15 protein-coding genes are annotated in these 12,744 nt (G+C 70.5%); 4 read left to right on the top strand and 11 right to left on the bottom strand.

Going from position 1 to position 12,744, the window contains the following annotated elements; genetic code table 11:
- Positions 1-111 precede the first annotated feature (111 nt).
- Complete coding sequence (locus RWH45_RS03690; protein ID WP_315993562.1) at positions 112-777, top strand: arsenate reductase/protein-tyrosine-phosphatase family protein; 666 nt, start codon at positions 112-114, stop codon at positions 775-777.
- 1 nt (position 778) lies between these two features.
- Positions 779-1,237, top strand: a complete 459-nt coding sequence (locus RWH45_RS03685) for a Sec-independent protein translocase subunit TatA/TatB (RefSeq protein ID WP_315993561.1) — start codon at positions 779-781, stop codon at positions 1,235-1,237.
- Positions 1,238-1,332: 95 nt separating this feature from the next.
- On the opposite strand, the gene RWH45_RS03680 is transcribed toward RWH45_RS03685, so the two are convergent.
- The 8 genes from RWH45_RS03680 to RWH45_RS03645 form a co-directional block, all read right to left on the bottom strand.
- Positions 1,333-1,494, bottom strand: a complete 162-nt coding sequence (locus RWH45_RS03680; protein ID WP_315993560.1) for a hypothetical protein — start codon at positions 1,492-1,494, stop codon at positions 1,333-1,335.
- Positions 1,495-1,586: 92 nt separating this feature from the next.
- The gene (locus tag RWH45_RS03675; protein ID WP_315993559.1) at positions 1,587-3,593 is read right to left on the bottom strand and encodes an ABC1 kinase family protein; all 2,007 of its coding nucleotides are present in this window, start codon (positions 3,591-3,593) and stop codon (positions 1,587-1,589) included.
- A 21-nt stretch (positions 3,594-3,614) separates the two neighbouring features.
- Positions 3,615-3,791 (bottom strand): hypothetical protein, encoded by a 177-nt coding sequence (locus RWH45_RS03670; RefSeq protein WP_315993558.1) that lies wholly within the window; start codon positions 3,789-3,791, stop codon positions 3,615-3,617.
- Positions 3,792-3,860: 69 nt separating this feature from the next.
- Positions 3,861-4,268 carry an MFS transporter permease gene (locus RWH45_RS03665; protein WP_315993557.1) on the bottom strand — a complete coding sequence of 136 codons (408 nt, stop codon included), beginning with the start codon at positions 4,266-4,268 and terminating at the stop codon, positions 3,861-3,863.
- A gap of 35 nt (positions 4,269-4,303) precedes the next feature.
- On the bottom strand, positions 4,304-4,528 hold the full coding sequence (locus RWH45_RS03660; RefSeq protein WP_315993556.1) for a hypothetical protein: 225 nt from the start codon (positions 4,526-4,528) through the stop codon (positions 4,304-4,306).
- A 120-nt stretch (positions 4,529-4,648) separates the two neighbouring features.
- Positions 4,649-5,665, bottom strand: a complete 1,017-nt coding sequence (locus RWH45_RS03655; RefSeq protein WP_315994589.1) for a YihY/virulence factor BrkB family protein — start codon at positions 5,663-5,665, stop codon at positions 4,649-4,651.
- A gap of 145 nt (positions 5,666-5,810) precedes the next feature.
- A complete protein-coding gene (locus RWH45_RS03650; RefSeq protein ID WP_315993555.1) occupies positions 5,811-7,136 on the bottom strand; it encodes a UDP-glucose dehydrogenase family protein in 1,326 nt (441 codons plus the stop codon).
- Between the two features lie 76 nt (positions 7,137-7,212).
- Positions 7,213-8,691 (bottom strand): sugar transferase, encoded by a 1,479-nt coding sequence (locus RWH45_RS03645; RefSeq protein WP_315994588.1) that lies wholly within the window; start codon positions 8,689-8,691, stop codon positions 7,213-7,215.
- Positions 8,692-9,067: 376 nt separating this feature from the next.
- Here RWH45_RS03645 and RWH45_RS03640 point away from each other — a divergent pair, with 376 nt between their 5' ends.
- Positions 9,068-10,177: a PIG-L family deacetylase gene (locus tag RWH45_RS03640; RefSeq protein ID WP_315993554.1), complete on the top strand. Its 1,110-nt coding sequence runs from the start codon at positions 9,068-9,070 to the stop codon at positions 10,175-10,177.
- On the opposite strand, the gene RWH45_RS03635 is transcribed toward RWH45_RS03640, so the two are convergent.
- From RWH45_RS03635 to RWH45_RS03625, 3 genes are all read right to left on the bottom strand, one after another.
- A complete protein-coding gene (locus tag RWH45_RS03635; protein WP_315993553.1) occupies positions 10,178-10,399 on the bottom strand; it encodes a three-helix bundle dimerization domain-containing protein in 222 nt (73 codons plus the stop codon). It lies immediately after the preceding gene.
- Between the two features lie 9 nt (positions 10,400-10,408).
- Entirely contained in the window at positions 10,409-10,933 is a 525-nt protein-coding gene (locus tag RWH45_RS03630; protein WP_315993552.1) for a YbhB/YbcL family Raf kinase inhibitor-like protein, read from the bottom strand.
- 70 nt (positions 10,934-11,003) lie between these two features.
- A complete protein-coding gene (locus RWH45_RS03625) occupies positions 11,004-11,285 on the bottom strand; it encodes a hypothetical protein (protein ID WP_315993551.1) in 282 nt (93 codons plus the stop codon).
- A 252-nt stretch (positions 11,286-11,537) separates the two neighbouring features.
- Between RWH45_RS03625 and RWH45_RS03620 the strand changes: the two genes are divergently transcribed.
- Complete coding sequence (locus tag RWH45_RS03620) at positions 11,538-12,623, top strand: PIG-L family deacetylase (protein WP_315993550.1); 1,086 nt, start codon at positions 11,538-11,540, stop codon at positions 12,621-12,623.
- The last annotated feature ends 121 nt before the right edge of the window (positions 12,624-12,744 follow it).

Genomic DNA, 12,744 nt, shown 5'->3' with positions numbered 1-12,744 from the left:
CCGTCGCAGTCGAGAGGGAGGGACGGCGAGGCGGCATCCCGCAGCACGGCTTTACTGGGTTCACCCCCGCGCCGTCCTTCGCCGGGGGCGACCGTGCCACGAGGAGACGAGGTGACCGTGAGCGCTGACCGCGTCGTGATCGTCTGCACGGCGAACGTGATCCGTTCGGCCTTCGTCGCAGCTCTGCTGTCTTCGCGGTCGCCCGAGGGGCACAAGGCGCACCTGACGTTCCAGAGCGCCGGAACGCTCGCCCGGCCCTCCACCCCGGCCGACGAGAAGGTCGTCACTCTCGGGTGCACGTACGGGCTGAGCCTGGAGGGGCATCGCGCACGGCGGCTGGACGAGGGATTCCTCCGCACGGGGGACACCGTTCTGTGTGCGGAGCGCGCGCACCGTCGCGTCGTCCTCGACCTGCGTCCCGATCTCATCTCGTCGGTGTTCACCATCCGCGAGTTCTCGCGTCTGGTGGAGACGGTCCCCGGTCGAGCTCCGAGCTGGGCGGCGCTGGTTCAGGCGGCGTCGCGCTCACGGCTCAGTCGTCCTCCGCGGGATCCCGAGGAGGACGACATGCTCGACCCCGTGGGGGGTGCCGACGCTGCGTGGCTCGCCTTCGAGCGGCAGGCGACGCAGGCGGTCTCGTCGATCCTCGCGGCCCTGACGGCCCTACCGACACCGTCCGACGCAGGGCCATCCGTGGCGCGACCCCTCAGTCGGCGGGAGTATCGCCACGCGCGTGAGAACGCCCTGCGGGTCGCCGGATCGAGCGAACGGAGCTGACGTGTTCGACCTCGGAATAGACAAGATGATCGTCGTCGCCGTCCTGGTCGGTGTGATCATGGGACCCGAGCGGTTGCGCGAGCTCCGGCGGGCGCTTCCGCGCCACATCGGCCGCCTCCACGCGCTGTATCAGCAGGGTCGTGCGCAGGTCGTCGACGAGCTCGACGAGCTCGCACCGGACTGGCGGGAATACGACCCCCGGCCGTTGCATCCCCGTCGCATCCTCAAGGACATCGCGTCGGGGGCGACCGAGTCAGCGATATCGCCCGCAGAGTCGGGCGAGCATCCGGGTGGGGCCACGGGTGAAGCCCAGTGGGGATCCGGCGAAAGTGGGGACGCCGCTCGGTCAGCGCCCGCGAGCGAGACCGCGCAGAAGAAGGAGGCGAGCGGGGAGGGGCGCCGAGTGGGCGACGATGCGCCCTCCGCGGATGACGATCGGCTCCCGCGCGCCCGCGCGTAGCCCATCCCTCGCGTGCAGGGTGGGGGAACGCCCGGCATCCGGCCGCACGGCTCCACACTCAGGCGCGGGCGGGCGTCAGGGGGCCGGTTCCCCGCTCACGACGGCACCGTTTCCGACAGACGCGGCGTTGCGGACAGTGAGCCCTTCGCCCTCTCCGAATCCGCACGGGCGATGACCCGTCCGAGTCCGATCCCCGTGGCGAGAGCAGTGATCGCCCAGGTGGCTGCGGCGATGACGACGACGGCGAGAGCGATCATGGGACTTCTCCTTCGGAGCCCGTCCACCGGTCGGTGGTGCGCTCACCGTACTGCCGCGGCGCGGGCGGCATCGCGCACGACGCGCCGACGCCTCACCGCGGTCGGGTGAACGTCCTCCGCACGATGCGAAGGAGGCCCAGGAACCCGAACAGACCGATCACCGCGCCGAGGACGGCGAACAGGGTCACCGACCCGCCGAGCACAGGACCGCCTCCCGCGATGACGAGGACGACCGCGATCACGACGGCGGCGATCGACACGAGCGTCGACGCGACCTCGGCCGTCACTCGTCCGAGGATCCCGCTGACGTCGTTCCCGTCGTCACTGCGCAGGGTGACGCCGATCGACCCCTTCTCGACACCCGACAGCAGGGCGTCGAGACGCTGCGGCATCCGTTCCAGGCGCGCCAGCGAGATGACGGCTTGCGCTTGCAGATCGGTGGCCATGCGCTTGAGCGAGAGGGTCCGACGCAGCAGCGTCGGCATGAGGGGGAGAGCACGACCGACCATGTCGAAGTCGTCGACCAGGACGCGCAGACACCCCTCGAGGGTGGCGAAGCTGCGGAAGGCCGAGGCGAGCTCGCCGGGGAGGGCGATGCGGTGCTGACGGATCACGTCGACCATGCGGGTGAAGATCGACCCCTGGCCGTCGGTGCGGAGGTGCTCGGTCGTGAGGACGACGCCGACGTCGTGGCGGAACGCGTCCATGTCCAGGCCGTCCGGGGGATCGACGATCAGCAGGAGCGCGTCGGTGGCGGCGACGTCGTTCTCGCTCAATGCGGCGAGGAGGAAAGCGGTCATGTGCTGCCGGCGGCTGCGTTCGATGATCCCGACGGCGCCGAAGTCGATGAGCCCGAGAGTCCCGTCGTCTTTGAGGAGGACGTTGCCGGGGTGCAGGTCGGCGTGGAAGACGCCGTACACCAGGATCTGTTCGATGACCGTCGACATCAGCGTCTGAGCGAGACGATCACGATCCTCGGCGGAGAAGGACGCGAGGCGATCGACGCTGTCGCTCAGCGCCGCGCCGTCGACGAGGTCCATCGTGAGCACGCGTTGTCCCGAAGCCGCCTCGAAGACCCGGGGAGCCGTCACGATGCCGCGGCGGGAGGGCTCCGCGCGGTCGATGAGGTCGAGGGTGGAGAGGATCATCCGGGTGTTCCGGGCCTCGATCCGGTAGTCGAGTTCTTCCACCAGTGTGCTCGTGAACCCCCGCGCGACGGACTCGATCCGCAGATCGCGGCCGACGCGGGTGCGCATCTCGGCCCGGTGCGCGAGACGGCCGATAATGTCGGCATCCGCTTCGACCTGGGCGCGGGCGGCGGGGCGTTGCACCTTCACGACGACAGGGGTGCCGTCGCGCAGGACGGCGCGGTGGACCTGCGCCACCGAGGCCGCGGCGAGGGGCACCGGATCGACCTGCGCGTAGACCTCGTCGATGGCCGCGCCCAGGTCGGCCTCGATGACCCCGCGGACGGTGTCCCACGCGAGCGTGGTGGCGTTCGTCTGGAGGGACGACAGGGCGGAGAGGTACGGCTCGGGGATGAGATCGCGGCGGGTGGAGAGGACCTGGCCCAGCTTGACGAAGCTCACTCCCGCGTCGTTTATGGTCGCGACGATGGCGTTCGCGCGCTCTTCCGAGGTGCTGAGCTGCTCCTCGACGCGAGAGCGACCGCCGTGGAACAGCCATCCCACGCCGTGCCGGGAGGCGATCGTCAGGATCTCGAGGTAGCGACGGGTGCGCTTGCGCTGACGCAAGGCGGCGCGCACGAGGTCGATGGGATTGGGGAGAGGGCGCGTCGGGAAGATCGCCTCGCTCGCGACGAGCGCGGCGACACCGAGGGCGAACACCCACGCGAGTGACAGGGCGATGAGCCCGATCCACAGCCAGACATCGTTCGCCGGAACGGGGGCGGCCGTGTCGGTGAGACCGGTCTGCCGGAGCGTCCACTGGGCCGAGGGCACACCGAGGAAGAAGACGAGCAGGCCGACCACGATGCTGCGCGGCCATCCGACGGCGGTCCCGAGGATGCGCCGAGCGACGAAGCCGACCAGCACCGCCGAGACGACGGCGGAGATCGAGATCAGGATGGTGGCCCCCACGGGCTCAGCGTAGCCGCCCGGTCAGACGATCAGGGGGAGCGCGCACTCGCCGCATCGCCACCACGCGCGCTCGTCGCCCGAGGAGTGCGGCTTCATCGTGCTCGCGCAGGCCGGGCACTTCGGGGGGAAGCCGTCCAGGAGGTCGTCGTCGCCGTGGTGGTCACCGTCTCGCCGCACATCGGAAAGTGATGGGTTCATGGTTCCTCCTCGCGGCAGCATTCTTGCATGCGCATGCCGCGGTGTGGGGGCGTCATCCACAGGCGTGCGTCAGCCCTGCCCGCCGAACCGTTGCACGAGCTGTTCGACGACGCTGCCCAGGTCGCCCGCGCGCTCGACGGAGCCCACGATCACGGCGATGAGCGGGAACGCCGTCACGACGACGGCCACGACCACCGCCGTCGCGGAGAACGCCCACGCCGCGGGTGCCCGGCGGCGGGTCGCGGAGGCCGCGAGCAGCGCGATCGTCACGAGGAGCCCGACGAGCGTGACCAGCGAGACGCTCACCGCGGGAAACGGCACCAGTCCGGCGGTGCTCGCCGTCGCGCCCGCGAGGAACCCCACGAGGGGGAAGAAGCCGAGCAGCGCGATGCCGGCGACGACTCCCGCGCCGGTCAGCGCGGCAGCGGTGCTGCGGCGCGAGCGGATCAGCGTCCGACTCGAGGCGGTGCGGCCCATGGTGGGGTGTTCCCTTCTCTCTCGGTGGCGTCGCGTCAGGAGCGCAGGTCGTGCAAGGTGCGGCGGGCGCGCTTGCGGGCGGCGTGGGCGGCCTTCTTCGCCGCCTTGTGCCGACGGCGGCGCGCCTTGGGGTCGTCCCACAGCCGCACGATCTGGTGCCCGACGGACTCCCGCTTCTTGACCTGCACGCGCGGGGTGCGGGTTCCCACGACATAGGCGACGAGCGCGACGGCGCCGATCAGGATGATCTTGTTGCGCATGGCATCCTCCTTCTGCATGGGGTCCGGCGGTGATCCCTTCCGGACCGTCACTACGCAGACGCGTCGCGGGGCGTATTCGTCACGCCCGAGGACGAAAATGCGAGGTCGCTCGCGCGGCGGTCAGTCGCGATCCTCGCCACGGGTCAGCCGGATGCGGCGTCCCTCGGCGACGTCCTTCTCCTTCTTCTCGCGAGCCTTCTCGATCTTCGCCGTGCCCCGTGGGGGCAGCTGCACCCGGCGCTCCGCCGGGATCCCGGCCTGCAGTTCACGTCCGCGTTCGAGCTCGGCATCCAGCTCCGCACCGAAGAGGATGGCGATGTTGGCGATCCAGAGCCAGAGGAGGAAGACGATCACGCCGGCGAGCGAGCCGTAGGTGCGGTCGTAGGAGGAGAAGTTGGTCACGTAGAGGCCGAAGCCGACCGTCGCCACCGCGAGGACCACGATCGCGACGATCGCACCCACGCTGATCCAGCGGAAGCGCGGCTGCTTCACGTTCGGTGCGCCGTAGTAGAGCACGGCGAGGATGACGACCACGACGGCCAGGAGGACCGGCCACTTGACGATGTTCCACGTCGTCACGACGGCGCCACCGAGCCCGAGAGCGGATCCGACGGCCTCGGCGACGGGCCCCGACACGACCAGGAGCAGCACGGAGAACGCCACCAGCACCACCGTCACGACGGTCAGCAGGAGCTGGGCGGGAAGCAGGGCGAGGAAGGGGCGCCCCTCGTCGATCTCGTAGATGCGGTTCATCCCTCGGCTGAACGCGCGGACGTAGCCGGATGCCGACCAGATCGCCAGGACGAGACCGGAGACCAGCGCGAAGCCCGCCGCGGGCGAGGCGGCGAGGTCGCGGATGGGTTGGGACAGGAGGTCCGTGGTGCCGCCCGGTGCCACCTGCGCCAGGATGTCCAGAACCGTGTCGGCGGCGGCGTCGCTCTGCCCCACGACGCCGAGGAGGGAGAAGACCGCGATCAGCCCGGGGAAGAGGGCGAGGACGCCGTAATAGACGAGGCTGGCCGCGATGTCGGTGCACTGATCGGCGCCGAACTCGCGGACGCTCGTGCGCAGGACGTACTTCCAGGAACGGGGGTGCAGATCGGTGGGGGAGTCGGGCTTCGCGGTGGGCGATGACATGAGCGGGGGGGCCTTTCGCACGGAGGGGTCCCCCCGGTCTAGGTCGTGAACGCCCGCTGCGTCGCGACCGTTGACGTCGCTCCCCTCCTCGTGCGACGAACGCCCCGGCCAATGGCCGGGGCGTCCGTGAGTGCGGCATCTGCGGTCAGGGGCGACCCATGCCGAAGTACGTCCAGCCCGCGGCACGCCATGCGACGGGGTCGAGGCAGTTGCGTCCGTCCACGACGACGCGCCCCCGGGCCAGCGAAGCGGCGTGCTCGGGGGACAGCTCGCGACGGTACTCGTCCCATTCGGTCACGACGATCACGGCATCGGCGTCGCGGAGGGTCTCGTCGAGGTCGGCTTCGTACGTGAGTTGGGGGTGGATGCGCCGGGCGTTCTCGATCGCAGCCGGGTCGGTGAGCGTGACCCGCGCACCGAGGCCGTGCAGGCGCACGGCGACGTCGAGCGCGGGGGAGTCGCGGATGTCGTCGCTGTGGGGCTTGAAGGCAGCGCCGAGGACGGCGACCTTCTTCTCGAAGACGCTGCCGCCGAGGGCGTCGGTGGTCAGTTCGACGGCGCGGTCGCGGCGGCGGAGGTTGATCGCGTCGATCTCGCGGAGGAAGGCGACGGACTCGCCGCGGCCCAGCTCCTCGGCGCGGGCGGAGAAGGCGCGGATGTCCTTTGGGAGGCATCCGCCGCCGAAGCCGATGCCGGCGCCGAGGAAGCGGCGGCCGATGCGGGCGTCGTGACCGATGGCGTCGGCCAGGGTGGTGACGTCGGCTCCGGTGACCTCGGCGATCTCGGCGATGGCGTTGATGAAGCTGATCTTCGTCGCGAGGAACGCGTTCGCCGAGACCTTCACCAGCTCCGCGGTGGCGTAGTCGGTGACGATGAAGGGGGTGCCCTTCGCGATCGACGGGTGGTAGACCTCGCGCAGGACCTCGGCGGTGCGCTCGCCGTCGGCGGTGGGCTTGCCGTCTTCGGACGGGACGCCGGCGACGAGGCGGTCGGGGTCGACGGTGTCCTGGACGGCCCAGCCCTCGCGCAGGAACTCCGGGTTCCAGACGAGCACGGCGCCGCGCTCGGCCACGCGCGGGGCGAGGCGGGCCGCCGTCCCCACCGGCACGGTGGACTTGCCGGCGACGATGTCGCCCTCACTGAGGAAGGGGAGCAGCCCATCGACGGCGGCATCCACGTACGTGAGGTCGGCGGCGTGGCCGCCGGCCTGCTGGGGCGTCCCGACGCCGACGAAGTGCACCTTCGCGCCCTGCGCGGCCGACATGTCGGTGGTGAACGACAGGCGGCCCGACGCGATGCCCTCGGTGAGAATCTCCTGCAGACCGGGCTCGAAGAACGGCGCCTCTCCCTTCGACAGCGACGCGATCTTGCGCTCGTCGACGTCGATGCCGACCACCTCGTGCCCGATCGACGCCATCGCGGCCGCGTGCACGGCTCCCAGGTACCCGCAACCCACCACAGACAAACGCACGATCAGAGCCTTTCAGATTCACATCGACGCGACACGGACACGCCGGGTCGCGGACCCGCGAGGGAGCGCAGGATTCTCACGCGGCCGTCTCGCCCGGCGCCAAGGCGGCGCGGGCGGTCTTGCCGAGGATGACGAAGTCGCCGAGGAGCGTCCAGTTCTCGACGTACGAGAGGTCGAGGCGGACCGATTCCTCCCACGAGAGCGAGGAGCGCCCGCTGACCTGCCAGAGGCCGGTGATCCCGGGCTTGGCGAGGAAGCGGCGGTGCACGTGATCGGCGTAGACGGCCACCTCGGAGGGCAGCGGCGGGCGGGGGCCGACGAGCGACATCGACCCTCCGATCACGTTGAACAACTGGGGCAGCTCGTCGAGGCTGAACTTCCGCATGATGCGCCCGATGGGGGTCACACGCGGGTCGTTCTTCATCTTGAACAGCACTTCGTTGCCCGAGTCGCGCTCCTGCGCGGCGAGTTGTTCGAGCAGGTCTTCGGCGTTGACGACCATCGAGCGGAACTTGATCATCGTGAATTCACGTCCGCGGAACCCGATGCGGGTCTGGCGGAAGAACACGGGACCGTCGCTGGAGAGACGGACGGCGATGATGAGGAAGATGAGCAGAGGGCTCAGCAGGACGACGCCGACGGACGCTGCCAGGAGATCGACGCTGCGCTTGAGGAAGCTCTGCCCGCGGGAGAACTTCGGCGTCTCCACGTGGATGAGGGGGAGTCCCGCCACGGGGCGCGTGTGCAGTCGGGGGCCGGCGATGTCGATGATGCTCGGAGCCAGGACGAGGTGCTGACGGCCGGCCTCGAGGCTCCACGAGATCTGCTTGACCTTGTCGGCGGGCAGGTCGTCGGCGCTCGTGATCGCGACGGTGTCCGCGCCCGTCACCTGCAGGGCGCGGGTGACGTCTCCGACGTGCCCCATGACGGGGATCGCCGTGCCGGGGATGACGTCCGCGATCTTGCCGTTGGGGACGCATGCGCCCACGACGCGATAGCCCGCGCTCGGCGAGCGACCGAACTCGCGCGCCAACTGCGTGACGGAGGGCAGCGACCCGACGAGCAGCACGTTCGCGGAGTAGAGACCGCGTGAGCGCTGCGCCACCAGCCACTGTCGCCACATCCAACGCGTGAAGATCAGGACCAGGATGCCGAGGGGCAGGCTGATGAGCAGGTAGCCGCGAGCGACGTCGATCTGCGTCAGGAACGCGATGATCGCGACCGTCCCGAACAGGCGGAAGCTGGCGTCGGCGATGCGGACGTACTCCTGAGATCCCGTGCCGATGACCCGGTCGCTGCGGGAGTCGACGAACGACAGCGCCCACATCCAGGTGACGATGAGGATCGCCGAGAAGAGCCAGTACGACAGATCGCTGATCCGGCTGTCGCGACCGGCGGCGACCTGGGCGTTCCCGAGCCCGAACCAGAGCAGCTGCGTGCCGTAGACGACCCAGACCAGGGAGAACAGGTCGGTGAGCGCGAGGTTGAGTCGGTAGCGCCGTCGCCACGGATCGCGGCGGTACATCGGAGTCGGCGCCGCGGCCTCCCGCGGCACCCGCGCGTCGAGCGGTTCCGCGTCGGGAGAGACAGCGCTCACCTGCAGGTCGGACGTCACGATGTGCAGCTCCTCCCCCCACCGGCGAGCTTGTCGGCTTACCCCGTGAACGATAACAGGCGAAAGTCACCCGGCGAGTCACCCTGCCTTAGTTGTCATGAGTCTGAAACACCCCAGTACTCACCCCATAACTCGCCTGTCGTGTGAGGTTGGTTCGCCAGATCACGCGGTTCACGTCAGCGCAGGACGGGGCACGGGTGGCCCTGTGAGAGACGCGTCCCCTACACTCGGGCAGCGGATCGGCCGCCACCGGCCGCCTGCGAGATCACCCCCGCGACGCGGGATGGATGCCACACCCGCCGTCCGGAGGAACACGATGACCCGCGTCTCCCCGCCCCTCACCGGCGCGCGACGCGAGGGGTCGGCGGGCCTCATCGCCGCGATCGCGATCGCCGCCGTGCTCTTCGTCGCCGTGGCGGCGATCTTCGCCTTCGCACTTCTGCGGCCCGCCGGGGATCCGGTTGCGATCGACACCACCGCCTCGCCGACCGCGGCGTCGCCTTCTCCGTCGGCGTCAGCGCCCGAGTCCCCGGCCCCGGCTCCCGTGCCGACCCCGACCCCGACACCGACCCCGACGCCGGATCCGCCCACGTCTCCGGCCGCACAGACCTGCGACGGGGCGCCCACGCTCCTCACCGTCTGGGCCCATCCCGACGACGACATCATCTTCGCCAACCCCACGATCTCCGACGCCATCGCCGCGGGTCAGTGCGTCCGGACGGTCTTCCTCACGGCGGGCGACGCAGGCAAGGGCATGGAGTACGTCCAGGCCCGGGAGCTCGGCATCCTGCGCGCCTACAACGCCATGCGCGGGCAGGAGGGGCTCTGGCACGCCGACGACATCACCCTCGACACCGGCCTGCACATCCGCCGTCTCAGCCCGGACGGCGATCCCCGCATCTCGGTCGCCTACGTACGGCTGCCGGACGGCAACATCACGGACGGCGGCTTCGCGGCGACGGGCTTCGCCACTCTGAGCAAGCTTATCGACGGCTCGATCGGCTCGCTGGCCCCGGTGGACGGGGGCCCGGCGATCACCCGCGACCAACTCGTCGCATCGCTGCGCGAGCTCGGCGACGCCGTGCGGCCGAGTGCGACGCTCACGCACATTCCGCGCGGGAGCGCCTTCGCCCCCGGCGACCACCCGGATCACTCGGTGGTCGGCACCCTCGTCCGTGAAGCGCTCTCGTCGGACGTGGCGGTGGCGCCCGGCATCCGGTACTTCGTCGGCTACCCGTCCGAGAACCTGCCGCGCAACCTCGACGGCGCCGTGCTGGACCGCAAGGTGGACACCTACCGGATCTACACGCAGCAGGACAAGGTGATCCGCTGCGCCGACCGGGCCAACTGCCTCAAGACCCGCAAGTTCGGCGAGTGGTTGCAGCGCTCGTATCCGAAGACCGAGGCGGAACTGCAGCTCGGCTGATCACGCCTTGGAACCGAGGGCGTCCTCGACGGCCGCGCGGGCGTCGCGCTCCGCGATGATATCGACGAAATCCTTCACGGGGGCGTCGGCGTACTTGTCGACGGCGGCCACCGCCTCGTCGTGCACGACCTCCGGCGAGGCGTCGGGGAAGCGCACCTTCACACGCTCCTCGACGTCCGCGATCGTCTCGTCCTTGTCGAAGCCCTCACTGCGTTTCGTCATCGCCCGGCCTCAGTGCTGGTAGGTGCCGTGCAGGATGGCCCGGCCGAGCGTCTTGAAGGCAAGGTTGAACGACACGACGGCGGGGCTCGCGTCCGCGTCGACGCCGAGCGTCTCCTCGCCGACGGCGTGGACGACGAAGAAGTACCGGTGGGGCTGATCGCCCTGCGGGGGAGCGGCGCCCATGAACCCGCTCTCGCCGCCGTCGTTGCGCACGTGGAAGGCCGCGCCGGGCAGGTCGTCCGCAGCGGCCCCCGTGGCGAGCTCGTGCACGTCGGCCGGGATGTCGACGAGCACCCAGTGCCAGAAGCCGCTCGGCGTGGGCGCATCGGGATCGAAGCAGGTGACGACGAACGACTTGGTGCCCTCCGGGGCGCCCGACCATCGCAGGTGGGGGGAGGTGTTGCCCTTCTCGGCGACCTGGTCGTCCTTCAGCGGCTGACCGTCGCCGATGTCGTCGCTGGCCACGTCGAACGACGCGGCGGCGGGAAGGAGCGGGTACGGATCGGGCGTCTGAGGGCGGGAGAGATCGACCATGAACCGCACGATAGGACCCGGTCCTGACCGGTCGGCAGGGCTTGCGCCCCGGATCGCCGAGGGTTAGCGGTCAGCGGGACAGGGCGAGGAGCGAGCGGGCCGCGTCGTGGCATCCGTCGGGGGAGGGGAGCCCGTAGTCGACCTCGACGACCTCTCGCAGATCGTCTGCCAGCTCGTCGACGCTCGGGGCGACCTCGAGGGCTTTCAGGATCGGCAGGATGAGGTCGTCGTACTCGTCGTCGGGCCATCCCCGGCCGATGAGATGGACTCCGATCGGGTCCCAGTCGTTGAGGACGGCGCGGATGCGGAGGGCGACGGGCGACAGAGACCGCGGCGGTGAGGACGTCTGCATGGGGCGAGTCTCGTGAGCGTTCTTAGGCGCGGGCTGAGCATCGGCCATGTGTGGGGTGGACCGCTCCGCCGGGCGGTGTCACCCGCGGGATGATCGATGCGGTGACCGGTCCGCTCTGCCCGCGACGTCGCGCCGCCGCGGGGTTTCGTGTGCGGTGAGCGGCGTGCATCGCGATACCGTCGAGGTACGCCCGAGGGCGAGGGGGAACCCGAAAATCCGTCGCCGGGGGGCGCAACACAGGACGGAGTCGCCGTGAGTGACATCGACGAGCCTTCGGGCGGCGACGACGCCGTCGGCCGCGACGCGCGGAACGGGTCGGGCGCGGCCCGCCGGCCGTCGATCTCGCGCCGCTCGCTCGTCTTCGGCGGCCTCGCCGTCGGGGGCCTCGCCGCGATCGGCGGGGGTGCGCTGGTCTACCGGGAGATGCGACGCTCCGACGGTCCCGACGGCACGTGGGTGAAGCTGAGCCCGATCGTGCCCCAGCCCCGGGACGCGCCCCGTGACGCGTCGCCCGCCTTCGAGGAGCCGGGCGCCGACACCACGGTGGCGGTGTGGGCGCATGCCGATGACGACATCATCTTCGCCAATCCGCACCTCGGCGACGTCATCGCCTCGGGAGCGACCCTGCGGACGATCTTCATCACCGCGGGCGACGCCGGACGCGGCCTCGCGTATGCGCAGCAACGAGAGGCCGGCATCCGCGCGGCTTACGACCGGATGCGCGGCAGTGAGGCCCCGTGGCGGACGAGCGAGATCACCCTCCTGAGCGGGGCCCGCGTCACGCGGTTCGTTCCCAGCGACGAGTCGCGTCTGTCGATCACCGTGCTGCGACTGCCGGACGGCAATCTGAGCGCCAAGGGCTTCCCCGCCACCGGCGGCGCCGGGCTGACGCAGCTCATCAACGGCATCGTGCCGGCCCTGGCGCCCATCGACGACGGCCCCACTCTGGACGCCGTTCGTCTCTCGGACACGGTCGCCGAGCTCATCCACGCGGGGCGGCCCGACCACATCACGACGAACATCCCGCACGAGAGCGCCTTCGCCCGCGGCGATCATCCCGACCACTCGTGCGTCGGCTCGCTCGTGCGGGCCGTGGCGCCGTCCGCGGGGGTGTCGGCCGACGCGGTGACGTACTACATCGGGTATCCGTCGAAGCGTCAGCCGGTGAACGTGATCGGTGCTCTGCTGGATGCGAAGGTCGGGGTCTACCAGGTGTATGCGGCCGAGGACCCGGTCGTCACGTGCGCCGATGAATCGGCCTGTCTCGCCCAGCCGGGATTCGGCCAGTGGCTGCGCCGTTCCTACCCCAAGACCGAGGCCGAGCTGCAGCTGTCCTGACAATCGAGGGTGGCGTCGGCGGATACGACGACGCCGCCCGCACAGAACGGGCGGCGTCGCACGCTGCCGGAAGCAGACCCAGGACGGGACGCGATACGTGGGGCTCAGCGCCCCGCCCCGG

It is taken from the genome of Microbacterium galbum (assembly GCF_032464915.1).
Lineage (GTDB): Bacteria > Actinomycetota > Actinomycetes > Actinomycetales > Microbacteriaceae > Microbacterium > Microbacterium galbum.
Note: the sequence above shows the minus strand (reverse complement) of the source record. Positions and strands in the feature narration are given on the sequence as shown.

What these genes read in the sequence shown, in the direction of transcription:
- RWH45_RS03670 (WP_315993558.1), bottom strand. Translation starts at nt 3,791, where the DNA reads ATGAACCCATCACTTTCCGATGTGCGGCGAGACGGTGACCACCACGGC.
- RWH45_RS03655 (WP_315994589.1), bottom strand. Translation starts at nt 5,665, where the DNA reads ATGTCATCGCCCACCGCGAAGCCCGACTCCCCCACCGATCTGCACCCC.
- RWH45_RS03635 (WP_315993553.1), bottom strand. Translation starts at nt 10,399, where the DNA reads ATGACGAAACGCAGTGAGGGCTTCGACAAGGACGAGACGATCGCGGAC.
- RWH45_RS03665 (WP_315993557.1), bottom strand. Translation starts at nt 4,268, where the DNA reads ATGGGCCGCACCGCCTCGAGTCGGACGCTGATCCGCTCGCGCCGCAGC.
- RWH45_RS03640 (WP_315993554.1), top strand. Translation starts at nt 9,068, where the DNA reads ATGACCCGCGTCTCCCCGCCCCTCACCGGCGCGCGACGCGAGGGGTCG.
- RWH45_RS03660 (WP_315993556.1), bottom strand. Translation starts at nt 4,528, where the DNA reads ATGCGCAACAAGATCATCCTGATCGGCGCCGTCGCGCTCGTCGCCTAT.
- RWH45_RS03680 (WP_315993560.1), bottom strand. Translation starts at nt 1,494, where the DNA reads ATGATCGCTCTCGCCGTCGTCGTCATCGCCGCAGCCACCTGGGCGATC.
- RWH45_RS03630 (WP_315993552.1), bottom strand. Translation starts at nt 10,933, where the DNA reads ATGGTCGATCTCTCCCGCCCTCAGACGCCCGATCCGTACCCGCTCCTT.
- RWH45_RS03625 (WP_315993551.1), bottom strand. Translation starts at nt 11,285, where the DNA reads ATGCAGACGTCCTCACCGCCGCGGTCTCTGTCGCCCGTCGCCCTCCGC.